This window comes from Pseudomonas sp. PDM31 (assembly GCF_019218965.1).
GTDB lineage: Bacteria > Pseudomonadota > Gammaproteobacteria > Pseudomonadales > Pseudomonadaceae > Aquipseudomonas.
The window spans coordinates 1-25,800 of record NZ_JAHUWS010000007.1; the positions used below are offsets into that span (position 1 = coordinate 1).

The following is a 25,800-nucleotide window of genomic DNA, read 5'->3' on the forward strand; positions in this document are numbered from 1 at the left end:
GTTGATGAATCAGTGCTGATCTACAACGCGGAGCGGCCACATCTGGCCTTGAAATACAAAACGCCCGATGCGGTGCATCGGGCGTTTTGAGACTGAAACAGGTGTAAACCTATTTCAGGACTAGACATTCACGGAATCGCGGGAGACAAAAATGCCGATCTGGTGGAGTTCGCGTCTCTCTGCAGGAGCAGGCTTGCTGGCGATGGTCGTTAACGATAAAGCGTATGAGCTGAATGAACGCGGCGTACTTGAGACCATCGCCAGCAAGCCGGCTCTACAGGTATTGGGTTATCCGCATTTCCCGGGGTTGCGCCAAGATCCATTTTTTTGCGTTCAGAACAACCCGTCACTTTCGGGCAGTTCATACTCCGATGGGGTCCAGCTAGGGCCATTGGTCTTACCCGGTTTCCCCAAAGTCGGCTCTTTAGCAAGGCACTCCACCAGGTAATCAATCAGCACCCGCAGCTTGGGAGGCAGGTATCGGGTTGGGGAATGCAGCAGCCAGGCGCCTCCGTGATAGGACGCCAAAAAGGTCCAGTCGGGCAGAACCTGCACCATCAACCCCTTTTCCAGGGCATGGCGCGCAGTGAAATACGGCAAGCTGCCAATGCCGATGTGCTGCAATACCGCGCCATAACGTACGCCAGTGTGATTGGCCGCATATCGCCCGCGCACACCGACGGTAACCGATTTATTACCCTTCTTGAATTTCCAGCGCGCATCACTCGGGGTCTCGCCCAGGTAAATGCAACTGTGGTTGAGCAAGTCATGGGGGTGAGTCGGCGTACCATGCTCGGCCAGATACTTCGGCGTCGCGCAGAGTAAATGGTCAATCGTCAGCAACTGCCGCCCCACCAGCCCCGCAGGTGGCCTATCGGTGATGCGAATCGCCAGGTCGACATGATCGTCAATCAAATCGACCTGACGATCTTCAAGCAACAGTTCCACATCCACTTTGGGATAGCGGCGCAAAAACTCCGGCATATGCGGGTGAATCACGATTCTGCCTACCGCTTTTGGTACGCTGATGCGCACCAGGCCCTCGGGTTCATCAGTGAACTGCCCACTGATTTCCATCACTGACCGGGCAGCGTTAACCATCTCCTGGCAACGCTTGAACACCTCCTCGCCACCATCGCTCAGGCGCAGCTTGCGCGTGGTGCGTTGCAGCAGGCGGGTCGCAAGCGCCTTTTCCAGTCGCGAAATGCTGCGACTGATTGCCGAGGGGGAAGAGCCCAGTTGACGAGCCGCCTCGGAGAAGCTTCCCGTCTCGACGACCTTGACGAATATCGCCATTTCACCGAGCAGGGGCAGCGGGAGATTTGTGTTCACAGCGCAACAGTCCTTTGATGTTTGACCGGATTATCACGCACTTACTGCATTTCTATAATAAAAAAGGAAATTCAATACGAGCCTGGATATGACGCTGCGCCTTTTTTTCCATAGCGATGACCTCAAGGCCAACGTGGAAGTCCTCGATTGCACACCTCACGAAAACGAGTTTGCAGTGGTGCTACGCGCAACCCTGTTTCACCCACAGGGCGGCGGGCAACCCTGCGACACTGGCTGGATCGGAGAAAGTCAGGTGTTGAGGGTGGTCCAGGAAGCGCAACGGATCATTCACTTCGTCGACCACCCGGTCAGACTCGGCATGGCGCAGATCCGCGTCGACGAACAGCGTCGGCTGTTCAACACACGCATGCATTCCGCTGGCCACCTGATCGGCCACTTCGTCCAGGCCATGGGCTGGATGCCGATCAAGGCACATCACTGGCCGGGGGAAGGACGCGTGCAATTCAAACCGACAAATTCGGCTCAGGATATCGAGGCGCTGACCGTTGAGCACGGCATCGAACAATGGATCGCCGCTGACCTGCCGCGCCTGACCTCCGTGCGTGAAGGTGCCAGGGAAATCGGTTTCGGCGACTTGCCTGCCTATGGCTGTGGCGGCACTCATGTGCGCAGCCTGAAGGACCTGCAAAGGGTTTCAATCGGTTCAGTTGCACAAAAGAAAGGGACGCTGTCGGTCCACTATCACGTGGATTGACCACGTGGGGGGGGCGCAAATGTCATCAGCCGCAAACCAGACCATTCCCGCAAAAACTTGCCTGGATGAAATACCCCCGCAAACCACCGGGGTTCTTTTCTCCTCATTCACAGGCGTGAAACAAAATCCCTACAAAATACATAGTTCGCTACCTGTCATCTTGTCGACGGTGCGTATATAAAAGCACCCCACCGCGGCACGCCCGGTGACATCAAAGCCTCATTTGACACACCCGGTGCAAATTACGCGCCTGGTTTCATTTGCGCAGGCTGGGGCTCAAGCGCAGCATGTCCAGCCCCGTATCGACCCAGCGTTCGGCTTCGATGTGCAGTTCAAAGCTCTCTGGAGCCAGCAACCACTGGTACAGGATGCCGTCGATGTAAGCATGCAAGCTGATGGCCGCGCGGGCAGTGTCAAGATTTTCCGGCAACTGCCCCCGGTTCACTGCATTTTTCAGGGCCAGGCCGATCCGCACATTGCAATCGAGGCTGGCCGCCACTCGCTGCAGGCGCAGGTCACTCATTTCATCGGTGAATTCGCACTTATGAAACAGAATTTCGTTGATGCGCCGGGTTTTCGGGTCCAGTGCAATTTGATGAAACAAATGAACCAACAGCTTGCGCATGCAGCCCAGGGGGTCGGGTTCGTCGGGGCTTTCGCTGGCCTTGGCCATCTCCTCCAGCGGCTCATGCAAGGTGTCGAGCATGGCCTGAACCAGATCCGCCTTGTTACTGAAATGCCAGTAGATGGCTCCCCGAGTGACGCCGGCCAGGGTCGCGATGTCCGCCAGGGTCGTGCGCGCCACGCCTCGCTCGTAAAAGGCTTTTTCGGCCGCCACGAGTATTTGCGCGCGGGTTTCCTGAGCTTCCTCTTTGGTGCGACGGACCATGGCAGTACAACCTCAATCAGGGTGCTTCACTGATGTCTGAATATCAGCTGAATAAAAGTGGAACGAGCGCTCTTGGTCGCCGTCCCCGGCCTACAATTCGAACCTTTATATGGCTGCTGTAACGGCGGGGATACACAGCCAAGGTATTTACAAACAACCATGTACGTAAGTATATTCCTTAGCAAGCTACTTATCCACTCGGTAAACATTTTCAAACCTTCCACCTTTCTTGTGCGCACTTTGCGCGCCTGACCCGAGGATTTTCATGCAATTCAAGCCAGCTGTTACCGCTCTGGTCGCCGCCGTCGCCCTGGCATCGCTACTCAGCGGATGCAAAAAGGAAGAGGCAGCACCGGTCGCCCCACCCCCTCAGGTCGGCGTCGTGACTCTGCAACCGCAAGCCTTCACCCTGACATCCGAACTGCCAGGTCGTACCAGCGCGTTCCGCATCGCCGAAGTTCGCCCACAGGTCAACGGCATCATCCTCAAGCGCCTGTTCAAGGAAGGTGGCGACGTCAAAGCCGGCCAGCAGCTGTATCAGATCGACCCGTCGGTCTATGACGCTACATTGAAAAGCGCCGAAGCCAACCTGCGTTCGACCAAATCGATCTCCGACCGCTACAAGCAACTGGTCGACGAACAAGCCGTAAGCCGTCAGGAATACGACACCGCCGTGGCCAACCGCCTGCAATCGGAAGCCGCGCTGCAAACGGCGCAGATCAACGTGCGCTACACCAAGGTGTATGCGCCGTTGACCGGCCGTATCGGTCGCTCTTCAGTTACCGAAGGTGCGCTGGTCGCCAACGGTCAGACCGAAGCGATGGCAGTCATCCAGCAACTGGACCCGATCTACGTCGACGTTACCCAGTCTTCGGTCGAGCTGCTTCAACTGCGCCGCGAACTGGAAAGCGGTCGCCTGCAAAAAGCCGGCGACAATGCCGCGAAGGTCAAGCTGACCCTCGAAGACGGCAGCCAGTACCAACTTGACGGCAAGCTGGAGTTCTCCGAAGTCTCGGTTGACCAGACCACCGGCTCCGTTACCCTGCGCGCCGTGTTCCCGAACCCTGACCATACGCTTCTGCCGGGCATGTTCGTGCACGCCCAGTTGCAGGCCGGTGTGAACAGCGCCGCCATCCTGGCCCCGCAGCAAGGCGTGACCCGCGACCTCAAAGGCACCCCGACCGCACTGGTCGTCGGTCCCGACAACAAGGTCGAACTGCGTCAGCTCAAGGCCAACCGCACTGTCGGCAACCAATGGCTGATCGAAGACGGCCTGAAGGCGGGCGATCGCCTGATTACCGAAGGGCTGCAATTCGTCCACCCTGGCATCGAAGTCAAGGCCAGTGAGGCGACTAACGTCAACGTAGGCGCAAAGAACCCGGCCCCCGTCCAGACAGCTGACAAAGCGTCCGGCGGCAAAGGGGAGTAACTCATGTCAAAATTCTTCATTGACCGTCCGATTTTCGCCTGGGTAATTGCCCTGGTGATCATGCTGGTCGGGGCACTATCGATCCTCAAACTGCCGATCAACCAATACCCGAGCATCGCGCCTCCGGCGATCGCCATCTCCGTGACCTACCCGGGCGCTTCTGCGCAAACCGTGCAGGACACCGTGGTGCAGGTGATCGAACAGCAACTCAACGGTATCGACAACCTGCGGTATGTGTCCTCGGAAAGTAACTCCGACGGCACCATGACCATCACCGCGACCTTCGAGCAAGGCACCAACTCCGATACCGCGCAGGTACAGGTCCAGAACAAGCTGAACCTGGCCACCCCGCTGCTGCCGCAAGAAGTGCAGCAGCAGGGTATCCGGGTGACCAAGGCAGTGAAGAACTTCCTGCTGGTGATCGGCGTGGTGTCGCGTGACGGCAGCATGACCAAGGACGACCTGTCCAACTACATCGTCTCGAACATGCAGGACCCGATCTCGCGGACAGCCGGTGTCGGTGACTTCCAGGTGTTCGGTTCCCAGTACGCCATGCGTATCTGGCTCGACCCGGCCAAGTTGAACAACTTCAACCTGACCCCGGTGGACGTCAAGACCGCCATCGCCGCACAGAACGTCCAGGTTTCGTCCGGCCAGCTCGGCGGCCTGCCCGCCCTGCCCGGCACACAGTTGAACGCCACGATCATCGGCAAGACCCGCCTGCAGACCGCCGAGCAATTCAATAAAATCCTGCTCAAGGTCAACAAGGATGGCTCCCAGGTTCGCCTGAAGGATGTCGCCGAGGTAGGCCTGGGTGGTGAAAACTACAGCATCAACGCCCAGTTCAACGGCGCTCCGGCTTCCGGTCTGGCAGTGAAACTGGCCACCGGCGCCAACGCCCTGGATACCGCCAAGGCGCTGCGCACGACGATCGACAGCCTCAAGCCGTTCTTCCCTGAAGGCATGGAAGTGGTATTCCCGTACGACACCACCCCGGTGGTGACCGAGTCGATCAAGGGTGTGGTTCACACGCTGGTCGAAGCGGTTGCGCTGGTGTTCCTGGTGATGTTCCTGTTCCTGCAGAACTTCCGCGCCACCATCATCACCACGATGACCGTGCCGGTGGTATTGCTGGGTACATTCGGGATCCTCGCGGCAGCCGGCTTCAGCATCAACACCCTGACCATGTTCGGTATGGTGCTCGCCATCGGCTTGCTGGTGGACGACGCCATCGTCGTGGTGGAAAACGTCGAACGGGTGATGAGCGAAGAAGGTCTGTCGCCCAAGGAAGCCACCAAGAAATCCATGGGCCAGATCCAGGGCGCCCTGGTGGGTATCGCTCTGGTGCTGTCGGCGGTATTGCTGCCGATGGCGTTTTTCAGCGGCTCCACCGGCGTGATCTACAAGCAGTTCTCGATCACCATCGTCTCGGCCATGGCCCTGTCGGTACTGGTTGCACTGATCTTCACCCCGGCGCTCTGCGCCACCATGCTCAAGGCCATTCCGAAGGGCGAGCACCATACGCCCAAACGCGGTTTCTTTGGCTGGTTCAACCGCAACTTCGACCGCGGCGTCAAAAGCTACGAACGCGGCGTGGGCAGCATGCTCACGCACAAGGCCCCGTACCTGCTGGCCTACCTGCTCATCATCGTCGGCATGATCTGGCTGTTCACCCGTATCCCGACGGCGTTCCTGCCGGAAGAGGACCAGGGCGTACTGTTCGCCCAGGTGCAGACACCGGCCGGTTCTACCTCCCAGCGTACCCAGGTGGTCGTGGACGAGATGCGCGAATTCCTGTTGCGTCCGGGCAAGGATGGTGGTGAAGGTGATGCGGTGAACTCGGTGTTTACCGTGACCGGCTTCAACTTCGCCGGTCGTGGCCAGAGCTCGGGTATGGCGTTCATCATGCTGCGCCCGTGGGACGAACGTAACGCCGACAACAACGTGTTCAAGGTCGCGGCCCGTGCCCAGCAGCACTTCTTCACCTTCCGTGACGCCATGGTGTTTGCCTTCGCGCCACCGGCGGTACTGGAACTGGGTAACGCCACCGGTTTCGACGTGTTCCTGCAGGACCGTGCCGGTATCGGGCACGCCAAGCTGATGGAAGCGCGCAACCAGTTCCTCGGTATGGCAGCGCAAAGCAAGATTCTCACTCAGGTCCGTCCGAACGGCCTGAGCGACGAACCGCAATTCCAACTGGAAATCGACGACGAGAAGGCCAGTGCCCTGGGCATTACCATCGCCGATATCAACAACACCCTGTCGATCGCCCTGGGCAGTAGCTACGTCAACGACTTCATCGACCGTGGTCGGGTGAAGAAGGTTTACGTGCAAGGTCAGCCGGGTTCACGCATGAGCCCCGAAGACCTCAACAAGTGGTACGTGCGCAACAGCGTCGGCACCATGGTTCCGTTCTCGGCGTTCGCCAAGGGCGAGTGGATCTACGGATCGCCGAAACTGGCCCGCTACAACGGCGTAGAGGCGATGGAAATCCTCGGCGCCCCGGCTCCCGGTTATTCCACCGGTGAAGCGATGGCCGAAGTTGAAGCCATTGCCGCCAAACTGCCGAAAGGTGTCGGTATTTCCTGGACCGGCCTGTCCTATGAGGAACGGCTGTCCGGCTCGCAAGCACCGGCGCTGTACGCCCTGTCGCTGCTGATGGTGTTCCTGTGCCTGGCGGCGCTGTATGAAAGCTGGTCGATTCCGATTGCGGTGATGCTGGTGGTGCCGCTGGGGATCATTGGTGCACTGATGGCGACCAGCTTGCGTGGCCTGTCCAACGACGTGTACTTCCAGGTAGGCCTGTTGACGACCATCGGTCTGGCGGCGAAAAACGCCATTCTGATCGTCGAATTCGCCAAGGAACTGCACGAGCAAGGGCGCACCCTGCGCGACGCGGCGATCGAAGCCTGCCGCATGCGTCTGCGACCGATCATCATGACCTCGCTCGCGTTCGTTCTCGGTGTGGTACCACTGGCCATATCCACGGGCGCAGGTTCCGGTAGCCAGCATGCCATCGGCACCGGGGTGATTGGCGGTATGATCACGGCCACGGTTCTGGCGATTTTCTGGGTCCCGCTGTTCTTTGTCACCGTATCGTCCATTGGCCAGCGCAAGCAGGTCGACCAGGATGACGCTACTGAAACCCCTAAAGAGGCTGGCTAATGAGCAAGTCGCTACTCTCCCTGGCAGTCGCCGCCTTCGTGCTCGGTGGCTGCTCGCTGATACCTGATTATCAGCAGCCGCAAGCGCCGGTGACGGGCCAGTACCCGCAGGGCCCGGCGTATTCGCCGAACCAGGCGCCTGCCCAGGCTGCGGCGGAACAAGGCTGGAAGCAGTTTTTCCATGACCCGGCGCTGCAGCAACTGATCCAGGTTTCCCTGGAAAACAACCGCGACCTGCGTGTCGCGGCGCTGAACATCGACGCCTTCGCCGCGCAATATCGCATCTCCCGTGCCGATCTGTTCCCGGCGGTCTCAGCCAATGGCACTGGTAACCGCCAGCGTCTGCCGGCGGATGCCTCGCAGACCGGCGAAGCCGGCATCACCAGTTCCTACTCGGCCACTGTCGGCGTCAGCGCCTATGAACTTGACCTGTTCGGTCGGGTTCGCAGCCTGAATGAAGAAGCGCTGCAGCAGTACTTCGCCACTGAAGAAGGTCGGCGCAGCACGCAAATCAGCCTGGTGGCCAACGTCGCCAATGCCTACCTGACCTGGCAGGCCGACAAGGAACTGCTGAAGCTGACTCAGGACACCCTCGCCGCATTCGAAGAGAGCTACAAGCTCACTGCCCGAAGCAACGAAGTGGGCGTCGCCTCGGCGCTGGACCTGGCCCAGTCGCGCACCTCGGTTGAAAACGCCAGGGCGCAACTGGCCAAGTACACCCGCCAGGTCGCCCAGGATGAAAACAGCCTGGTACTGCTGCTCGGCACCGGCATCCCGGCCAATCTGCAGGCGGCCAAACCGCTGAACGACGACCTGCTGAGCGACGTTCCACCAGGTCTGCCATCGGACCTGCTGCAGCGTCGCCCGGACATCCTCCAGGCCGAGCATAACCTCAAGGCCGCCAACGCCAACATTGGCGCGGCGCGGGCAGCGTTTTTCCCGAGCATCAGCCTGACCGCCAATGCCGGAACCCTGAGCCCGGACCTGTCCGGTCTGTTCAATGGCGGTTCGGGCACCTGGCTGTTCCAGCCGCAGATCAACCTGCCGATCTTCAACGCCGGCAGCCTGCGTGCCAGCCTGGATTACTCGAAAATCCAGAAAGACATCGGCGTGGCGAACTACGAGAAGTCCATCCAGACCGCCTTCCAGGAAGTCGCCGACGGCCTGGCCGCACGCCAGACCTACACCCAGCAGTTGCAGGCTCAGCGTGATTTCGTCAGCGCCAACCAGGATTACTACCGCCTGGCCGAGCGTCGCTACCGCATCGGCGTCGACAGTAACCTGACCTTCCTCGATGCCCAGCGCCAGCTGTTCAGCGCCCAACAGGTGCTGATCACCGACCGTCTGGCGCAACTGGTCAGCGCAGTCAATCTGTACAAGGCCCTCGGTGGTGGCTGGAACGAACAGACCGCGAAAAACGAGCCGGTGAAAGAAGAAGCGCCGAAGATGAAGTACTTCTGATAGCGCTGTGAAAACAAAAAGCCCACCGATTGGTGGGCTTTTTGTTGGATGCGGGAAAAGGGGAGTTGTTCTTTATGGCCCCATCGCCAGCAGGCTGGCTCCCACATTCGACCGCATTTTTTCTGCAAAAACCCGGTTACCTGTGGGAGCGAGCCTGCTCGCGATGGCATTCTTTGTCCGACATCAACGTTTGATGTACCACCGCCATCGCGGGCAAGCCACGCTCCCACAGGGTTCTTCGGTGAACACAACACTGGCATGACACCGCAAAACTGTGGAGCGTGGCTTGCCCGCGATGACGTCAGTTCAGTCGCCGAAAATCTCGGGGATCACTCCCGCGATTCAACCCCCAACTCATCCCACACCGACTCCGCCAGGTGGAACGTCGCGTTGGCCGCCGGGATGCCGCAGTAGATCGCGCTCTGCATGATCACTTCCTTGATCTCGCCGCGGCTGACGCCGTTGTTGGCGGCCGCGCGCAAATGAAGTTTGAGCTCACCTTCGCGATTCATGCCAATCAACATGGCGATGGTGATCAGGCTGCGGGTATGGCGCGGCAGGCCCGGGCGGGTCCAGATGTCACCCCAGGCGTGGCGGGTGATCATCTCCTGAAACTCCGAGTTGAACTCGGTCAGAGTCGTCAGACTGCGGTCAACGTGGGCATCGCCAAGTACCGCGCGGCGGACTTTCATACCCTCGTCGTAGCGTTGTTTCTCGTCCACGAAATGCCCCTCAGTCAGCCAGCAAAAAAGCCAGTACCCGCTCGCTGAACGCGTCGCCGGCCTGGACGTTGGACAGGTGTGCAGCGTAGAACTCGGCGTATTCGGCGCCTGCTACGTGCTCCTGGATGAAGTGCCCACCGGACGGTGGCGTCACCGCATCTTCAGTACCGGCGATCACCAGCAACGGCACCTTGATCGAGGACAACTGATCGCGAAAATCGGCATCGCGTACGGCCGCGCAATTGGCGGCATAGCCTTCTGGCGAAGTGGCCGCGAGCATATCGGTAATGCGCTTGGCGGCCGCCGGATTCGCCTCGGAAAAGTCCGGGGTAAACCAGCGCGCGATCGACGCATCGCGCAAGGCGACCATGGCTGCCTGGCCATCACGCAGCACGGTTTCGATGCGCGGATTCCATATCGATGGATCGCCGATTTTCGCCGCGGTGTTGCACACCACCAATTTGTTCAGACGCTCGCCGGCGTTGATCCCCAGCCACTGGCCGATCAAACCGCCCATGGACAGACCGCAAAAATGTACGCGCTCGATGTGCAGCGCATCCAGCAGCGCCAAAACATCGTGGCCCAGTTGCTCGATGCTGTAAGGCCCCGGGGTTACCAGCGATTTTCCGTGACCGCGAGTATCGATACGCAGCACACGGTAATGCTCGGTGAACGCGGCAATTTGCGCGCCCCACATATGCAGGTCGGTACCCAGGGAGTTGGACAGCACCAGTACCGGCGCATCGACCGGTCCGTCGAGTTGGTAGTGCAGTTCGCCCTCGGCGAGTTGTACAAAAGCCACAGCAATCTCCTTCAGGCAGTCAATGCAGAATGTTCGGCCACCGCTCGCTCGACCCAGGTTCTGGCCTGACCGAGATAATGTGCGGGGTCCAGCAGATGATCGAGTTCGACCGCCGACAATTCGGCAGTCACTTGCGGCTCGTCGCCGAGTACCGCGCGCAGATGACGTTGTTCGGCCACGGCGCGTTTGCAGCATTGTTCCAACAGATGATGCGCGGTGTCGCGCCCCACCCTTTGTGCAAGGACGATGCTCACCGCTTCGGCGAGCACCAGGCCCTGGGTCAAATCGAGGTTGCGGGCCATGCGTTCGGCGTCCACCTCCAGCCCGCCCGTCACCAGCAGCGCCTGCTTGAGGCTGCCGGATACCAGGCAACAAATCTCCGGCAGGGTTTCCCACTCGGCATGCCACAGGCCGAGGCTGCGCTCGTGCTCCTGGGGCATGGCGCTGAACAGGGTCGAGATCAGGCCCGGCACGCGCGTCGCCGCACCGATCAGCACCGCCGCGCCGACTGGATTGCGTTTATGCGGCATGGTTGAAGATCCGCCCTTGCCCGGCGCCGAAGGCTCAAACACTTCGCCGGCTTCGGTCTGCATCAACAGACTGATGTCGCGCCCGAGTTTGCCCAGGCTGCCGGCGATCAGCCCGAGTACCGAGCCGAACTCCACCAGGCGATCTCGCTGGGTGTGCCAGGGTTGCTCGGGCAGCGTCAGTTGCAGCTCCTCGGCCAGCGCTTGCGCTATCGGCATCGCCTGCTTGCCGAGGGCCGCGAGGGTTCCGGAGGCGCCGCCGAATTGCAGCACCAGCAGACGCGGTTTGAGTTCCTGCAGTCGCTGACGGCTGCGGGTCACCGCGCCCAGCCAACCGGCGATTTTCATGCCGAGGGTGACCGGCGTCGCGTGCTGCAACCAGGTGCGTCCGGCCAGTGGCGTGGCCACGTAACGCTGAGCCTGGGTGGCCAGGGTTTGGCCCAGTTGGGCCAGATCGCTGTCGATCAACTCGAGTGCCCGGCGCAGTTGCAGCACCAATCCGCTGTCCATCACATCCTGACTGGTGGCGCCCAGATGCACATAGCGCTCGGCTTCGGCATCGCTCGCGGCGATGTGCCGGCCCAGCGCCTTGACCAATGGGATCGCCGAATTACCGGCCGTGGCAATCGCCTCGCCGAGGGCCGAAAAATCGTAATGCCCGGCCTGGCAGGCCGCTTCGATCGGTGCCACCGCCGTGTGCGGAATCAGCCCGACCCGCGCCTGGGCCCTGGCCAGCGCCGCTTCGAAATCGAGCATGGCCTGAACCCGGCCCTGATCGCAAAACACGTCACGCATATCGCGAGCAGTGAAATAGGCATCGAACAATTGATTGCCCGGTCGCTGATTCATAAACAGTTCCTGCAGGCGCGGGCCGCTCGGGCCCGCGGGTATGGATCAAAGGTCGTGATGTAAATACTTCGCCTGTTTGGGCAGGCGCAGGCTGAACAGGAACGCTATGGCCATCATCACCGTCACGTACCAGTAGAAGGAGTTTTCCATGCCTACCGCTTTGAGGCTCAAGGCAACATACTCCGCCGAACCGCCGAAAATAGCATTCGCTACCGCATACGCCAGGCCGACACCCAGGGCGCGGACTTCAGGCGGAAACATCTCGGCTTTTACCAGGCCGCTGATCGAGGTGTAGAAACTGACGATCGCCAGCGCCACGGTAATCAGCACAAAGGCCAGGAACGGACTGCTGACACTTTTGAGGCTCAGCAGAATCGGCACGGTGCACAGTGTGCCGAGGGCGCCGAACCACAGCATCGAGTTACGTCGACCGATCTTGTCCGCAAGCATGCCGAAAATCGGCTGCATGCACATATACAGGAACAGCGCGCCGGTCATGATGTAGCTGGCGGTCTTGGCGTGCATGCCAGCGGTGTTCACCAGGTATTTCTGCATGTAGGTGGTGAACGTATAGAAAATCAGCGAGCCACCGGCGGTGTAGCCAAGCACGGTAATGAACGCCGCCTTGTGGTCGCGAAACAGCGCACGGATGCTGCCGGCGTCCTTGTTTTCGCGCATTTCCTTGCTGGAGGTTTCTTTCAGCGAACGACGCAAGAACAACGAGATCAACGCCGCCACGGCACCGACCACGAACGGAATCCGCCAGCCGTAAGCGCGCAACTCGTCTTCATTGAGGAATTGTTGCAGGATCACCACCAGCGACACCGCCAACAGTTGCCCGCCAATCAGCGTGACGTACTGGAACGAGGCGAAGAACCCGCGTTGGCCCTTGAGGGCGACTTCGCTCATGTAGGTGGCGGTAGTGCCGTACTCGCCGCCTACCGACAGACCTTGCAGCAGACGAGCAAACAGCAACATGATCGGTGCCCAGACGCCGATGTCCTTGTAGGTCGGCAGGCAAGCGATGAGCAACGAGCCGAAGCACATCATCAGAATCGAAATCAGCATCGAATTCTTGCGCCCGTGCTTGTCCGCAACACGACCGAAGATCCAGCCGCCAATCGGGCGCATCAGGAACCCGGCGGCGAATACGCCGGCGGTGTTGACCAGTTGTACCGAGGGGTTGTCGGACGGGAAAAAAGCCGGGGCGAAATAGATCGCGCAAAAGGCGTAGACGTAAAAGTCGAACCATTCGACCAGGTTGCCGGACGAGGCGCCGACAATCGCGAAGATCCGCTTGCTGCGTTCTTCGCCCGTGTAGAGAGCTGGAGTAGCGGTGGGAGTTGTCATTGTTTACTTTCTCAATGGGGACCGTGAGAGTCTAGACACACTTTGCAACAGTCCCGTTCCGCAGCACTGAAACATCAAAAGATGCAGCCTGCGGCAGCGCCTACATGGGTACGGCATTCACCCTGTAGGAGCTGCCGCAGGCTGCGATCTTTTGATCTTGACCTTGATAATCCGCCATCAGAGCTCGTCAGACGCGCTCGATAGCCAAAGCCAGACCTTGGCCGACGCCGACGCACATGGTCGCCAGACCTTTCTTGCCACCGGTTTTTTCCAGCTGATGCAACGCCGTCAGTACCAGCCGTGCACCGCTCATGCCCAACGGGTGTCCCAAGGCAATCGCGCCACCGTTCGGGTTGACCTGAGGTGCGTCGTCCGCCAGTCCCAATTCCCGCAGCACCGCCAAGCCCTGGCTGGCGAAGGCTTCATTGAGCTCGATCACGTCGAAGTCGCTGACCGCCAGACCGAGGCGCTCGGTCAGTTTGTGCACGGCCGGTACCGGACCGATGCCCATGACTCGCGGAGCCACACCGGCACTGGACATGCCCAACACTTTGGCACGAGCAGTCAGACCGTGTTTCTTCACGGCTTCAGCCGAAGCCAGGATCAACGCGGCAGCACCGTCGTTGACACCCGAGGCATTGCCCGCCGTAACGGTTTTGTCCGGGCCGTTGACCGGCTTCAGCCTGGTCAGGGCTTCGAGGGTGGTGTCGGCGCGCGGATGTTCATCCTGGCTGACCACGGTTTCACCCTTCTTGTGGGCAATGCGCACTTCGACGATTTCTTCGGCGAAGAATCCGGCGGCTTGTGCGACGGCAGTGCGCTGCTGACTGCGCAGGGCGAAAGCGTCCTGATCCTCGCGAGAAACTTCGTAGTCATCGGCGACGTTGTCAGCGGTCTGCGGCATTGCGTCGACGCCGTACTGGGCCTTCATCAGCGGGTTGATAAAGCGCCAGCCAATGGTGGTGTCTTCAAGCTTCATGTTGCGCGAGAACGCAGCATCAGCCTTGCCCATCACGAACGGCGCACGGGACATCGACTCGACGCCACCGGCGATCGCCAGCTCCATTTCGCCGCTGGCAATGGCGCGGAACGCGGTGCCGATAGCGTCCATGCCCGAAGCGCAGAGGCGATTGAGGGTCACGCCCGGAATAGTGTCCGGCAGCCCCGCCAACAGCAGCGCCATGCGCGCCACGTTGCGGTTGTCTTCACCGGCCTGGTTGGCGCAGCCGAGGAACACCTCGTCCACTGCATTCCAGTCCACCGACGGGTTGCGCTCCATCAGCGCCTTGATCGGCACGGCGGCCAGATCGTCGGCGCGAACCGTCGCCAGGCCACCACCGAAACGGCCGATGGGGGTACGAATCGCGTCGCAGATATAAACGTCACGCATCACGCTTCTCCGGGGGCTTGACCGTGGGCGGCCGCGGTGCGGGCTTCCAGATCACGCAACGCTGTCAGCTCAACGATGGTCGGCTCAGCGGTTTGTTCAACGCTGTCAGCAAAACGAATGGCCCAACCGGTGGCGGCTACCACTTGCTCGCGGGTCACGCCCGGGTGCAGCGCGGTGACCACGAACTCATGGGTGCCCTCCTCCGGTTCCATGATGCACAGGTCGGTAATGATGCCGACCGGACCTGCGCCCGGCAGGCCGAGACGCTTGCGCGAATCGCCGCCCTCGCCATGACCGACCGAGGTGATGAAATCGAGCTTGTCGACAAATGAACGCGCCGACTGCTTGAGGATAATCAGTACGCTCTTGGCGGAACCGGCAATCTCCGGCGCGCCACCGGCACCCGGCAGGCGGACCTTCGGCGAATGGTAGTCACCCACCACCGTGGTATTGATGTTGCCGAAACGGTCGACCTGCGCAGCGCCCAGGAAACCGACGTCAATGCGACCGCCCTGCAGCCAGTAGCGAAAAATCTCACCGGTCGGAACCACGGTGTCAGCGGTTTCCGCCAACTCACCGTCACCGATCGACAGCGGCAGTACGCTCGGCTTGGCACCAATCGGACCCGATTCGTAGATCAGGACTACGTCCGGCGAAGAAGTCAGCCGCGCCAGGTTGGCCGCTTTCGACGGCAGGCCGATACCCACGAAGCACACCGAACCGTTCTTCAAACGGCGGGCGGCGGCGACGGTCATCATTTCATTGGTGGTGTAAGTCATTACTTCGCCTCCGAAGCGGCGGCCAGTTTGGCCTGGAACTCGCTGAAGTCAGCGCTGCCATGGATGTACTCGTTGATCCACGCGGTGAAGGTTTCACGATCGCGGGCAATCGGGTCCCAGGCCTGATAGAAGCGGTTGTCACGTTCGGTGTAACCGTGTGCGTAGGACGGATGCGCGCCACCTGGCACATGGCAGACCGCGCTCAACGCCCAGGTCGGCAATACGCAAGCATTCATCGGCGCATTGAGGTCGTCGACGATTTCTTCAACGGTGACAATGCATCGCTTGGCAGCCAGGGCAGCTTCTTTCTGCACGCCGAGAATGCCCCAGAGCAACACGTTGCCTTTACGATCAGCTTTCTGCGCGTGAATCACGGTGATATCCGGGCGAACCGAAGGCACGGCGGCCAGCACTTCACCGGTGAACGGGCAAGTAACGGTTTTGATCAGCGGGTTGACCTTCGGCAAATCGGAACCAGCGTAGGCACGCAGTACCGCAAACGGCAAACCGGAAGCGCCAGCGACGTAGGCGTTGGCCAGGTCGGCATGGCTGTGTTCTTCGATTTCCAGCGCGTGCGGCCACTGCTTTTCCACTGCATCACGCAGACGGTGCAGCGAACCGACACCCGGGTTGCCGCCCCAGGAGAAAATCAGTTTGCGGGCACAGCCAGCACCGATCAACTGGTCGTAGATCAGGTCAGGGGTCATGCGTACCAGCGTCAGGTCTTTCTTGCCCTGGCGAATGATTTCGTGGCCCGCAGCTGTCGGGATCAGGTGAGTGAAGCCTTCGAGCGCGACGGTATCGCCGTCGTTTACGAATTGCTTCACCGCGTCGTGCAGCGAAAGGATTTCAGCCATGGGGCAGGCTCCCGTTGTTATTAACTGCCAGTCGAAGAAAAAGGCGCGATGCGCGCGCCGGAATGCCTGAAGGTTAAGCTTCTGAAAAAGCGCAAACAATCCGATAATCGACTAACCGTTCGATAATCGAACAAATTGTTGTTTGGCTATCGATCCTTTGAATAGCATCGCGGGCAAGCCCGCTCCCACAGGTTGACGCGTAATCCTTGTGGGAGCGGGCTTGCCCGCGAAGAGGCCATCAAAATCACTAGAGATAGCGGATTAGAACATCAGGTCGCATCCGCATGACTGACCATGCCCTTGATGACCACCGCAGTAGTCGCCAGCGCCGCCGGAATCACCAGTGCCGTAAGCACTTGCTCGAAGTTCCAGCCCAGGCCCAACAACGTCGCGCCCATCCAGGCGCCAAGGATTGCACCAAAGCGGCCGATCCCGAGCATCCACGACACCCCGGTGGCGCGTCCCTGGGTCGGATAGAATCGCGCCGCCAGCGACGGCATGGCCGATTGCGCGCCGTTGACACACATTCCGGCCACCAGCACCAGGGTCGCCAACAGTGTGATATTGCCCAGGCTCTGCCCTACCGCGTAGGCAAATACCCCGGCCAACAAGTAGAAACAGCCGATGACCTTGTGCGGATTGAACCGGTCCATCGCCCAACCCACACCCACCGCGCTCAATACACCGCCGAACTGGAACAGCGCGCCGATGAACGCCGACTGCTCCATGCTCGCGCCGCTGTCACGCATCAGGGTCGGCAACCAACTGGTCAACAGATAAACGATCACCAGGCCCATGAAGTAAGTAAGCCAAAGCAACAAGGTGCCGACGCTATAGGTGCCGGAGAAGATCACCGCAAACACATTGCGCGCCTTCACGGTTTTCTGTTCCGGCACGCTGAAGCTCGATGCCTGGGCCACTACCGTCGGATCTATCGGCGCCAGCGCCTTGCGCACTTTGTCCGTACCGCGGTTGCGCACAACCAGATAACGCGCCGACTCCGGCAGCCAGAGCAGCAAAACGAAAGCCAGGATCAGCGGCAGGACCCCGCCGATCAGTAGCAGACTGTGCCAGCCGAACGCCGGTATGAGTTTGGCCGAAATGAATCCACCACCGGCCATACCCAGGTTGAAGCCGCAGAACATGCTGGTCACCAGCAGGGATTTCTTGCGCTCCGGGGTGTACTCCGACAGCAGGGTCGTGGCGTTTGGCATACCGGCGCCCAGCCCAAGGCCGGTGAGGAAGCGCAACACCAACAACTGTTCGACGTTAGTGCTATAGGCCGAAGCCAGGCTGAAAGCACCAAACAGCAGCACTGCCCCGACCAGCACGAGTTTTCGCCCGAAGCGGTCCGCCAGCGGGCCCGAGCCCAATGCGCCGAAGACCATGCCGATCAAGGCTGCACTCATCACCGGCCCGAGGCTGGCGCGGTCTATGCCCCAGTCCTGGGACAAGGCCGGCGCAATGAAACCCATGGCGGCAGTGTCGAGGCCATCGAGAAAGACAATCAGGAAACACAGGATTACCACTCGCCACTGGTAGCGCGAGATGGGCTGGGCATTGATGAAAGACTGCACGTCGAGGCAGTTTCCAACAGCAGACTGAGGCTGGTTCATTGTTTTTATTCCACGGATCGCGGTCGAACGGGTGCCAACCGAAGCTGGCGCTGCCGCGACATTAATGAGCCAGAGGAAATAGCGTCAATTCGATAAACGCAACTGCGTGCGATTATCGAACAGCTTAGGCGAACAGTTGAGCGCTGAGTTCACGGCTGGCACTCAACAGGCCAGGCAGGAAACGTTGCTCCAGTTCATTTCGACTGACCCGACCGGCATGGGTACTGACATTGAGGGCGGCAACTACCTGGCCCGATGTGTCGTACACCGGGACGGCAATCGACCGCAGCCCCTGCTCAAGCTCCTGATCGACGATGCACCAGCCCTGCTGCCGTACCTCTTGCAGGCATTCGAGCAACGCCTCGGGGGTATGGATGGTGCGGCTGGTCTTGGCTTGCAGTTCGGCATGATCGAGGTATTCGCCCAGGGACGTGTCATCCAGTGCGGCAAGCAGGATCCGCCCCATCGACGTGCAGTAGGCCGGCAAGCGCCCACCTACCGACAAGTCCACGGAAATCAGGCGCTGGGTGGTCGCCGACCGGGCGATGTACAAAATATCGTCACCCTCCAGGGTGGCCATGTTGCAGGCCTCATGGAGTTGTTCGCTCATGCGGTCCAGATAAGGCTGGGCGGAAACCGCCAGCGGAGTCGAAGACACATAGGCATGGCCGAGAGTGAGCACTTTGGGCAACAACGAGTAGGTGCGGCCGTCGGTGGTGGCATAACCGAGCTTGATCAAGGTGTGCAGGCAACGTCGCACCGCGGCACGGGGGATTTCCGTACGATGGCTGATCTGCGCGATGGTCAGGTGGCGCTTGCGCTCCTGAAACGCTTGCACTACCGCCAGGCCCCGGGCCAGCGACGTCATGAAGTCGGGGTCGCCGGTGAGCGCTTGAATCCGCTTGGCTGGCGAAGCAACGATGGGTGGAGCCACTGAAGTGAATGAGTTACGCATTTGATCGTTCATACCAGGTCATTTCCCATTCGAATCAGCGGCCATTACAAGGGTCCGATGCCCGCCCCTGCAAGTCTGCCCGGGCATAATTGGGCGATTATCGAACCACCGTCCGATAATCGCATTCTGCCATTTACAAGGGCCCGGCGCGACACGCCAGGCAGCGTTATTACAATTTTTCACAACGGTGCGGAAAAAATTAATCGGATGATCAAGCTTCCGTAACTTGTTCGACTTAATGGCGTCAGAAACGCATCGCCAGAAGTAGAAATCCCCCGCTGGGCTAGTTAGCCGATAGTTGCCAGCAGACACAGGCTCACACATCATGATTGAATTTTAACTCGTCAGAGATAGTGTTCTACAAATCGGACGCTATAATAGAACTCAGGAACGATTCGGTTTTTTACTTGCCGAATACGTTATCCGGCAGCAGGATGTTCCATCGCTGCTGCCCCCCGGCAAGCGCCTGACACTCACTGTACAAGTTTTGCCAGTGCGTTCGCTGAAACAGGAATCTGACGCTGCGTCAGCTATTTATCTCTGGTGCCGTAGCCGCCTGCGACATGGAAGTATTGCTCACACTGTCGTTAAACCGATGCCCTGAAGGGCGTTGTCGTATCGATGAGCGTGGTCAATGCATTGGATGCAGCGCGTTTCACCAGAATCATCTCAACTCAATCAGGTAGCACTGTGACGAAAGACGAACTGCGCGCGGAACTTGAGCGCCAGGAACAACGTTACAAGGAAGTTTACGGCGGAGAAGTCACCACTTACGCCGCTCAGCCCGAACCGGAGCGCAAACCCTGGCGTAAACGCGCCACCGTTCAGGACCAGGCATTCACTCAAGAATTGCAAAAAATGGAAAAGGAACTCAAAGCCGAAGAGCCATGATCTCTTGGGCCTGATCCTTAAAAGGGCAGCCTCTGCGCTCGTTAAAAGCGGGATGTATCGACGTTGCCTTTCGCGCCCGCTACGAGCGGGCGGTGGTCTCTTGCTGCGCCAGATCAAACAAAATGCTGATATCTGACTGCCTTCTCAGATATTTCATACAAGCATTGATGCCCCCGCGTCAGCGCCTAAAAAACCCGAGTTCAGACGCTTTTTTTAATTAAATCAAAGCGTTGAAAACCAGGGAAAACCCCTTTGCCTTGGGGCTCATCTGCAAAAAAAATCGTTGATGGATGTTACCGATGAGCAGCTAGTGCATCGATTTGCAGTCTTTTCTGGCATAATCGCGCCCCCTTATGACCGGGTCAGAAAACCTTCATGATCGATTTATTCAGCGGACTGGATGCTTGGGTGCTTGTGAGCCTCTTGCTCGCCCTGGCCTTTGTCCTCGCCTTCGAGTTCATCAACGGCTTTCATGACACCGCAAACGCGGTGGCAACTGTTATCTACACCAAAGCCATGCCGCCTCATCTGGCGGTGTTCTTTTCCGGTGTGTTCAACTTCCTCGGCGTGCTGCTGGGCGGGGTCGGCGTGGCGTATGCCATCGTCCACCTGTTGCCGGTAGAGTTGCTGATCAATGTGAATACCGGACACGGGCTGGCCATGGTGTTCTCGTTGCTCGCCGCCGCCATCGCCTGGAACCTGGGCACCTGGTACTTCGGTATCCCGGCTTCCAGCTCGCACACCCTGATCGGTTCGATCCTCGGTGTCGGTCTGGCCAACGCCCTGATCAACGACATTCCGTTGGCCGATGGTGTGAACTGGCAGAAAGCGATCGATATCGGCGCCTCGCTGGTGTTCTCGCCCATGGCCGGCTTCCTCATCGCGGCCCTGGTGCTGATTGCGTTGAAATGGTGGCGTCCGCTGTCGAAGATGCACAAGACACCGGAAGAGCGCCGCAAGATCGACGACAAAAAGCATCCGCCATTCTGGAACCGCCTGGTCCTGGTGATTTCGGCAATGGCCGTGAGCTTTGTGCACGGTTCCAACGATGGCCAGAAAGGTATCGGCCTGATCATGCTGGTGTTGATCGGTATCGTACCGGCACAGTTCGTACTCGACCTGAACAGCACTACTTATCAGATCGAGCGGACTCGCGACGCTACCCTGCATCTGAGCCAGTTCTATAAGCGTAATGAGGCAACCCTGGGTGAATTCCTGGCCCTGGGCAAAAGTGTGGAAGGCGATCTGCCGGAGAAGTTCCGCTGCAACCCGAAGCAGACTGAGCCGACCATCACCGCTTTGCTCGGCACCCTCAAGGGTGTAGCCGACTACCACTCGATGCCAGCCGAGAGCCGCATCGAGGTGCGTCGCTACCTGCTCTGCCTGGACGACACGGCGAAAAAAGTCAGCAAGCTGCCTGAACTTTCGGCCCGGGAAAAGGCTGACCTGGACAAGCTGCGCAAAGACCTGACCACCACCACCGAATACGCTCCGTTCTGGGTGATTCTGGCGGTTGCCCTGGCGCTGGGCCTGGGCACCATGGTGGGCTGGAAGCGAGTCGTGCTGACCATCGGCGAGAAAATCGGCAAGCAAGGCATGACTTACTCTCAGGGCATGTCGGCACAGATCACCACCGCCACCCTGATCGGCATGGCCAACATCTTCAGCCTGCCAGTATCGACTACCCACGTGCTGTCCTCGGGCGTGGCCGGCACCATGGTCGCCAACAAGAGCGGCCTGCAAGGCGGTACCGTCAAAACGATCCTGCTGGCCTGGGTATTGACCCTGCCGGCTACCGTGGCCTTGTCCGCCGGATTGTTCTGGCTGGCGTCGAAGGCATTGGGCAGCTGATTTATCGCTGCAATGAAAAAGGCGCGCTCCGCAAGGACCGCGCCTTTTTTATTGTCATTTTCCTGTTGCAGTAGCCGGCTTGCGGACGTTAGCGCTTGCAAGATTGTCATCGCCGGCAAGCCGGCTCCTGCAAAGATTCGTCGACTGCAAATAACAGGCAAAAAAAAAGGCAACCGAAGTTGCCCAAAATGCCTTGCGTGCCCATTACATCCAGAAAGGCTGGCGGTTATTTCCGCTTTTGCGAATCTTTCCAGATAAACAATCCGAATCCTGCAAAAAATACAAACATGAGGCTGACAGTCAGCACTCCGGCGAACACAACGTTGTCGAAAAACATGACTCGTCTCCTGCATCTGCCTTGTTGCGATGGAGCTAAGTTAAACAATCAGGCAGGAGAAAATATTGACCGGGATCAATGTCGGCCATAACAGGGAAGGAGGAAGGGAAAAATTTGACCCGCATCAATAAATGCGGGGGGATTTCAGCGTTTTTTCGGTTTGTTTTTCGGCTTTTTCTTCGCTTTGCCCAGCGGCATGGCCTGTTCGAACGCCTGGCGTACTTCATTGAGCCGCTTTTCGTTGAGGTCATGAACACGTTTGGCGCGTTCAGCATTGAGGTCGATCAGCTTGTCGTCTTGGCTCATGGCAATCAGTGCATCACAAGAGATGAAATTCAGCCAGCACGTTGTCCGGCAGCTATAGCCCAATAATGCGGTCTGACGGCAGCGCTGACCAGCCGTGTGATCAAATCTCGATATCGACCCACAACCCCTGACGTGGCTGCTCCTCCATCAGGGGGGCCACGGGCACGGTGTTGTCAGCATTGAGCTCGTCGCCGGGAATCGCCAGATACGCCTCGGGATCTTCGTCGGCTTCACGACGGCGCCGTTCCTGCTCTTGCTTGCGGCGCTGCTCCTCACGCAGAAGTAACGCGGCCTCTTCTGGATCGCGCTTTTGCAGGTTAATCGTGCTGTCACTGGAGCTTTCCTGCGCCGGTACCACCGGAGGAATGTCCGGACGCTGGCGGATCGGGTCATGTTGCGAGGTGATCGGCACGGCACTCAAGGGCAGCATCGGTAGCAGCATGGTTATCAGTCTCCTGTCAGCAGGCTGTCGGCTGCGGGGATGTCGACTTGAGCCTTCGGTCGCAAACTGTGATGCGGTTGGCACCTGTGGTGCTGACGCAAGCTACGATCTTTTGAGGTATCGAAGAACCGAAGATCGTAGCCTGCGCCAGCTTCCACATGAGTATTCCTTTGGTCTGCAGCCGCGATTCCGTTAAGATAGCCCGCTTTTTCAAGGTGGGAGTCAGGCAGCATGGCGCAGCAGTATCAACCGGGGCAACGCTGGATCAGTGACAGCGAAGCCGAGCTGGGATTGGGCACCGTTCTGGCACAGGACGGCCGCTTGTTGACCGTGCTCTACCCGGCCACTGGCGAGACTCGCCAGTACGCGCTACGGAATGCGCCCCTGACCCGCGTGCGATTTTCGCCGGGTGACTCCATCACTCACTTCGAGGGCTGGAAACTGACCGTACAGGAAGTCGACGACGTCGACGGCCTGCTGGTCTACCACGGCCTCAACGCGCAGAACGAAGTGGTCACCCTGCCGGAAACCCAGCTGTCGAACTTCATTCAGTTCCGTCTGGCCAGCGACCGTTTGTTCGCCGGACAGATCGACCCGCTCGCCTGGTTCTCCCTGCGCTACAACACCCTGGAACATACCAGCCGGCAGTTGCAGTCTGCCCTTTGGGGCCTGGGTGGCGTGCGTGCGCAACCGATCGCGCACCAACTGCACATCGCCCGTGAAGTGGCCGACCGAATCGCGCCACGTGTTCTGCTGGCCGACGAAGTAGGCCTGGGTAAAACCATCGAGGCAGGCCTGGTGATCCATCGCCAACTGCTCTCGGGCCGTGCCGGCCGTGTGCTGATCCTGGTTCCGGAAAACCTGCAGCACCAATGGCTGGTGGAGATGCGTCGCCGCTTCAACCTGCAGGTCGCGCTGTTCGACGAAGAACGCTTCATCGAAAGCGATGCCACCAACCCGTTCGAAGACACCCAGCTTGCCCTGGTTGCACTCGAGTGGCTGGTCGATGACGAGAAAGCCCAGGACGCCCTGTTCGCGGCCGGCTGGGATTTGATGGTGGTCGACGAAGCGCACCACCTGGTGTGGCACGAAGACAAGGCCAGCCCGGAATACACACTGGTCGAGCAGCTCGCTGAAACGATCCCGGGCGTGCTGCTGCTGACCGCGACACCGGAACAACTGGGTCAGGACAGCCACTTCGCCCGTCTGCGCCTGCTCGACCCGAACCGTTTCCATGACCTGCACGCCTTCCGTGCCGAGAGCGAAAACTATCGTCCGGTGGCCGAAGCCGTTCAGGAATTGCTGGACAAGGGGCGCCTGTCGCCTGAAGCGCACCAGACCATTCACGGCTTCCTCGGCAACGAAGGCGAAGCCCTGCTGGCCGCGGTCAACGATGGCGATATCGAAGCCAGCGCCCGTCTGGTCCGCGAATTACTGGATCGTCATGGCACCGGCCGCGTGCTGTTCCGTAACACCCGTGCTGCCGTGCAGGGTTTCCCGGAGCGCAAGCTACACCCGTACCCGCTGCCGTGCCCCGACGAATACCTTGAGCTGCCACTGGGCGATCACGCCGAACTGTATCCGGAAGTCAGCTTTCAGGCCCAGCCGGACGCCAACGAAGAAGAACGCTGGTGGAAATTCGACCCGCGCGTCGAGTGGCTGATCGACCAGTTGAAGATGCTCAAGCGCACCAAGGTGCTGGTAATCTGCGCCCATGCGGAAACCGCCATGGACCTGGAAGATGCCCTGCGCGTGCGCTCCGGCATCCCGGCCACGGTGTTCCACGAGGGCATGAACATCCTCGAGCGTGACCGCGCCGCTGCTTACTTCGCCGACGAAGAATTTGGCGCACAAGTACTGATCTGCTCGGAAATCGGCAGTGAAGGTCGCAACTTCCAGTTCTCCCATCACCTGGTGCTGTTCGACCTGCCGTCCCACCCGGACCTGCTGGAGCAACGTATCGGCCGTCTGGACCGGATCGGCCAGAAACATGTGATCGAACTGCACGTGCCATACCTGGAAACCAGCCCGCAAGAGCGCCTGTTCCAGTGGTACCACGAAGCGCTGAACGCGTTCCTCAATACCTGCCCGACCGGCAACGCCCTGCAGCATCAGTTCGGCCCACGCCTGTTGCCGCTGCTCGAAGAAGCCGACGACGGCGAGTGGCAAGCGCTGATCGACGAGGCTCGCAGCGAACGTGAGCGCCTGGAAGCCGATCTGCACACCGGTCGTGACCGTCTGCTGGAACTCAATTCCGGCGGCGCGGGCGAAGGCGATGCCCTGGTGGAGGACATTCTTGAGCAGGACGACCAGTTCACTCTGCCGATCTACATGGAAACCCTGTTCGACGCATTCGGCATCGACAGCGAAGACCATTCGGAAAACGCCCTGATCCTCAAGCCGAGCGAAAAAATGCTCGACGCCAGCTTCCCGCTGGGTGACGACGAAGGCGTGACCATCACTTACGACCGCAACCAGGCGCTGTCTCGCGAAGACATGCAGTTCATCACCTGGGAACACCCGATGGTCCAGGGTGGCATGGATCTGGTTCTGTCCGGTTCCATGGGCAACACCGCCGTGGCATTGATCAAGAACAAGGCGCTCAAGCCTGGCACCGTGTTGCTGGAACTGCTGTATGTCAGCGAAGTGGTTGCCCCGCGCTCGCTGCAACTGGGCCGTTACCTGCCGCCGGCCGCCCTGCGCTGCCTGCTCGACACCAACGGCAACGACCTGGCGGCGCGCGTCGCGTTCGAAACCCTGAACGATCAGCTGGAGAGCGTGCCGCGTGCCAGCGCCAACAAGTTCATCCAGGCCCAGCGCGATCAGCTGACACCGCGTATCAACGCCGGTGAAGCGAAAATCCTGCCTCGTCACGCCGAGCGCGTGGCTGAAGCGCAGCGTCGCCTGGCCGCCGATACCGACGAAGAACTGGCGCGCCTGACCGCGTTGCAAGCAGTCAACCCGACCGTGCGTGACAGCGAACTGGTTGCCCTGCGCAAACAGCGAGAGCAAGGCCTGGCGATGCTCGACAAGGCTGCGCTGCGACTGGAAGCGATTCGGGTGTTGGTGGCGGGTTAAGTCCCCATCTGCATCGCAGTAACAAGAAGCCCGCAGTGATGCGGGCTTTTTTTTCAGA

The 25,800-nt window shown here is 59.7% G+C and carries 21 protein-coding genes; 7 read left to right on the top strand and 14 right to left on the bottom strand.

The genetic code is table 11. The features are described 5' to 3' along the window. Positions 1–333: 333 nt before the first annotated feature. Positions 334–1,332, bottom strand: a complete 999-nt coding sequence (locus KW839_RS14900; RefSeq protein ID WP_218424734.1) for a LysR family transcriptional regulator — start codon at positions 1,330–1,332, stop codon at positions 334–336. Positions 1,333–1,420: 88 nt separating this feature from the next. Here KW839_RS14900 and KW839_RS14905 point away from each other — a divergent pair, with 88 nt between their 5' ends. Beyond that, on the top strand, positions 1,421–2,047 hold the full coding sequence (locus tag KW839_RS14905) for an alanyl-tRNA editing protein (RefSeq protein WP_218424735.1): 627 nt from the start codon (positions 1,421–1,423) through the stop codon (positions 2,045–2,047). A 256-nt stretch (positions 2,048–2,303) separates the two neighbouring features. Here KW839_RS14905 and emhR read toward each other — a convergent pair whose 3' ends face one another. Beyond that, positions 2,304–2,936, bottom strand: coding sequence for an efflux system transcriptional repressor EmhR (emhR, locus tag KW839_RS14910; protein WP_060541138.1), 633 nt, complete (start codon positions 2,934–2,936; stop codon positions 2,304–2,306). A 265-nt stretch (positions 2,937–3,201) separates the two neighbouring features. On the opposite strand from emhR, the gene emhA reads away from it, so the two are divergent. The 3 genes from emhA to emhC are packed head-to-tail and all read left to right on the top strand — an operon-like array spanning position 3,202 to position 8,990. Beyond that, positions 3,202–4,365, top strand: coding sequence for an efflux RND transporter periplasmic adaptor subunit EmhA (emhA, locus tag KW839_RS14915; RefSeq protein WP_060541137.1), 1,164 nt, complete (start codon positions 3,202–3,204; stop codon positions 4,363–4,365). Between the two features lie 3 nt (positions 4,366–4,368). Further along, on the top strand, positions 4,369–7,530 hold the full coding sequence (gene emhB / locus KW839_RS14920) for an efflux RND transporter permease subunit EmhB (protein ID WP_218424736.1): 3,162 nt from the start codon (positions 4,369–4,371) through the stop codon (positions 7,528–7,530). Next, positions 7,530–8,990, top strand: a complete 1,461-nt coding sequence (emhC, locus tag KW839_RS14925) for an efflux RND transporter outer membrane subunit EmhC (protein ID WP_060541135.1) — start codon at positions 7,530–7,532, stop codon at positions 8,988–8,990. Before emhB ends, emhC begins: the two co-directional genes overlap by 1 nt. Before the next feature lie 329 nt (positions 8,991–9,319). On the opposite strand, the gene pcaC is transcribed toward emhC, so the two are convergent. The 9 genes from pcaC to pcaR all read right to left on the bottom strand — a co-directional run bounded on the left by pcaC (position 9,320) and on the right by pcaR (position 18,849). After that, positions 9,320–9,712 (bottom strand): 4-carboxymuconolactone decarboxylase, encoded by a 393-nt coding sequence (gene pcaC, locus KW839_RS14930; RefSeq protein WP_007976697.1) that lies wholly within the window; start codon positions 9,710–9,712, stop codon positions 9,320–9,322. 10 nt (positions 9,713–9,722) lie between these two features. Continuing rightward, the gene (pcaD, locus tag KW839_RS14935) at positions 9,723–10,514 is read right to left on the bottom strand and encodes a 3-oxoadipate enol-lactonase (RefSeq protein ID WP_218424737.1); all 792 of its coding nucleotides are present in this window, start codon (positions 10,512–10,514) and stop codon (positions 9,723–9,725) included. 11 nt (positions 10,515–10,525) lie between these two features. Further along, the gene (locus KW839_RS14940) at positions 10,526–11,890 is read right to left on the bottom strand and encodes a 3-carboxy-cis,cis-muconate cycloisomerase (protein WP_218424738.1); all 1,365 of its coding nucleotides are present in this window, start codon (positions 11,888–11,890) and stop codon (positions 10,526–10,528) included. 45 nt (positions 11,891–11,935) lie between these two features. Beyond that, a complete protein-coding gene (locus KW839_RS14945; RefSeq protein ID WP_218424739.1) occupies positions 11,936–13,240 on the bottom strand; it encodes an MFS family transporter in 1,305 nt (434 codons plus the stop codon). Between the two features lie 187 nt (positions 13,241–13,427). Continuing rightward, positions 13,428–14,633 (bottom strand): 3-oxoadipyl-CoA thiolase, encoded by a 1,206-nt coding sequence (pcaF, locus tag KW839_RS14950; protein WP_218424740.1) that lies wholly within the window; start codon positions 14,631–14,633, stop codon positions 13,428–13,430. Continuing rightward, positions 14,630–15,409, bottom strand: coding sequence for a CoA-transferase subunit beta (locus KW839_RS14955; protein WP_060541130.1), 780 nt, complete (start codon positions 15,407–15,409; stop codon positions 14,630–14,632). The genes pcaF and KW839_RS14955 overlap by 4 nt, the downstream gene beginning before the upstream one ends. Continuing rightward, entirely contained in the window at positions 15,409–16,266 is an 858-nt protein-coding gene (locus KW839_RS14960; protein ID WP_060541129.1) for a CoA transferase subunit A, read from the bottom strand. Before KW839_RS14960 ends, KW839_RS14955 begins: the two co-directional genes overlap by 1 nt. 269 nt (positions 16,267–16,535) lie before the next feature. Then, positions 16,536–17,882, bottom strand: a complete 1,347-nt coding sequence (locus KW839_RS14965; RefSeq protein ID WP_218424741.1) for an MFS transporter — start codon at positions 17,880–17,882, stop codon at positions 16,536–16,538. 124 nt (positions 17,883–18,006) lie between these two features. After that, the gene (pcaR, locus tag KW839_RS14970) at positions 18,007–18,849 is read right to left on the bottom strand and encodes a pca regulon transcriptional regulator PcaR (protein WP_060541127.1); all 843 of its coding nucleotides are present in this window, start codon (positions 18,847–18,849) and stop codon (positions 18,007–18,009) included. 678 nt (positions 18,850–19,527) lie between these two features. Between pcaR and KW839_RS14975 the strand changes: the two genes are divergently transcribed. After that, positions 19,528–19,728, top strand: coding sequence for a hypothetical protein (locus KW839_RS14975; protein WP_007935837.1), 201 nt, complete (start codon positions 19,528–19,530; stop codon positions 19,726–19,728). Between the two features lie 375 nt (positions 19,729–20,103). Next, on the top strand, positions 20,104–21,579 hold the full coding sequence (locus KW839_RS14980; protein WP_218424742.1) for an inorganic phosphate transporter: 1,476 nt from the start codon (positions 20,104–20,106) through the stop codon (positions 21,577–21,579). A gap of 226 nt (positions 21,580–21,805) precedes the next feature. On the opposite strand, the gene ccoM is transcribed toward KW839_RS14980, so the two are convergent. The 3 genes from ccoM to KW839_RS14990 form a co-directional block, all read right to left on the bottom strand. Next, complete coding sequence (ccoM, locus tag KW839_RS27915) at positions 21,806–21,916, bottom strand: cytochrome c oxidase subunit CcoM (protein ID WP_060541125.1); 111 nt, start codon at positions 21,914–21,916, stop codon at positions 21,806–21,808. A gap of 144 nt (positions 21,917–22,060) precedes the next feature. Continuing rightward, positions 22,061–22,222 carry a hypothetical protein gene (locus KW839_RS14985; RefSeq protein ID WP_008074569.1) on the bottom strand — a complete coding sequence of 54 codons (162 nt, stop codon included), beginning with the start codon at positions 22,220–22,222 and terminating at the stop codon, positions 22,061–22,063. A gap of 100 nt (positions 22,223–22,322) precedes the next feature. Beyond that, a complete protein-coding gene (locus tag KW839_RS14990) occupies positions 22,323–22,664 on the bottom strand; it encodes a hypothetical protein (protein ID WP_060541124.1) in 342 nt (113 codons plus the stop codon). Positions 22,665–22,895: 231 nt separating this feature from the next. Between KW839_RS14990 and rapA the strand changes: the two genes are divergently transcribed. Beyond that, complete coding sequence (rapA, locus tag KW839_RS14995; protein WP_060541123.1) at positions 22,896–25,742, top strand: RNA polymerase-associated protein RapA; 2,847 nt, start codon at positions 22,896–22,898, stop codon at positions 25,740–25,742. The last annotated feature ends 58 nt before the right edge of the window (positions 25,743–25,800 follow it).

Bases quoted from the DNA above. Each gene is read 5' to 3' on its own strand.
- KW839_RS14905 (WP_218424735.1), top strand. From the start codon at position 1,421: ATGACGCTGCGCCTTTTTTTCCATAGCGATGACCTCAAGGCCAACGTG.
- emhR (WP_060541138.1), bottom strand. From the start codon at position 2,936: ATGGTCCGTCGCACCAAAGAGGAAGCTCAGGAAACCCGCGCGCAAATA.
- emhA (WP_060541137.1), top strand. From the start codon at position 3,202: ATGCAATTCAAGCCAGCTGTTACCGCTCTGGTCGCCGCCGTCGCCCTG.
- emhB (WP_218424736.1), top strand. From the start codon at position 4,369: ATGTCAAAATTCTTCATTGACCGTCCGATTTTCGCCTGGGTAATTGCC.
- emhC (WP_060541135.1), top strand. From the start codon at position 7,530: ATGAGCAAGTCGCTACTCTCCCTGGCAGTCGCCGCCTTCGTGCTCGGT.
- KW839_RS14940 (WP_218424738.1), bottom strand. From the start codon at position 11,890: ATGAATCAGCGACCGGGCAATCAATTGTTCGATGCCTATTTCACTGCT.
- KW839_RS14945 (WP_218424739.1), bottom strand. From the start codon at position 13,240: ATGACAACTCCCACCGCTACTCCAGCTCTCTACACGGGCGAAGAACGC.
- KW839_RS14955 (WP_060541130.1), bottom strand. From the start codon at position 15,409: ATGACTTACACCACCAATGAAATGATGACCGTCGCCGCCGCCCGCCGT.
- KW839_RS14960 (WP_060541129.1), bottom strand. From the start codon at position 16,266: ATGGCTGAAATCCTTTCGCTGCACGACGCGGTGAAGCAATTCGTAAAC.
- KW839_RS14965 (WP_218424741.1), bottom strand. From the start codon at position 17,882: ATGAACCAGCCTCAGTCTGCTGTTGGAAACTGCCTCGACGTGCAGTCT.
- pcaR (WP_060541127.1), bottom strand. From the start codon at position 18,849: ATGAACGATCAAATGCGTAACTCATTCACTTCAGTGGCTCCACCCATC.
- KW839_RS14980 (WP_218424742.1), top strand. From the start codon at position 20,104: ATGATCGATTTATTCAGCGGACTGGATGCTTGGGTGCTTGTGAGCCTC.
- ccoM (WP_060541125.1), bottom strand. From the start codon at position 21,916: ATGTTTTTCGACAACGTTGTGTTCGCCGGAGTGCTGACTGTCAGCCTC.
- KW839_RS14985 (WP_008074569.1), bottom strand. From the start codon at position 22,222: ATGAGCCAAGACGACAAGCTGATCGACCTCAATGCTGAACGCGCCAAA.
- KW839_RS14990 (WP_060541124.1), bottom strand. From the start codon at position 22,664: ATGCTGCTACCGATGCTGCCCTTGAGTGCCGTGCCGATCACCTCGCAA.
- rapA (WP_060541123.1), top strand. From the start codon at position 22,896: ATGGCGCAGCAGTATCAACCGGGGCAACGCTGGATCAGTGACAGCGAA.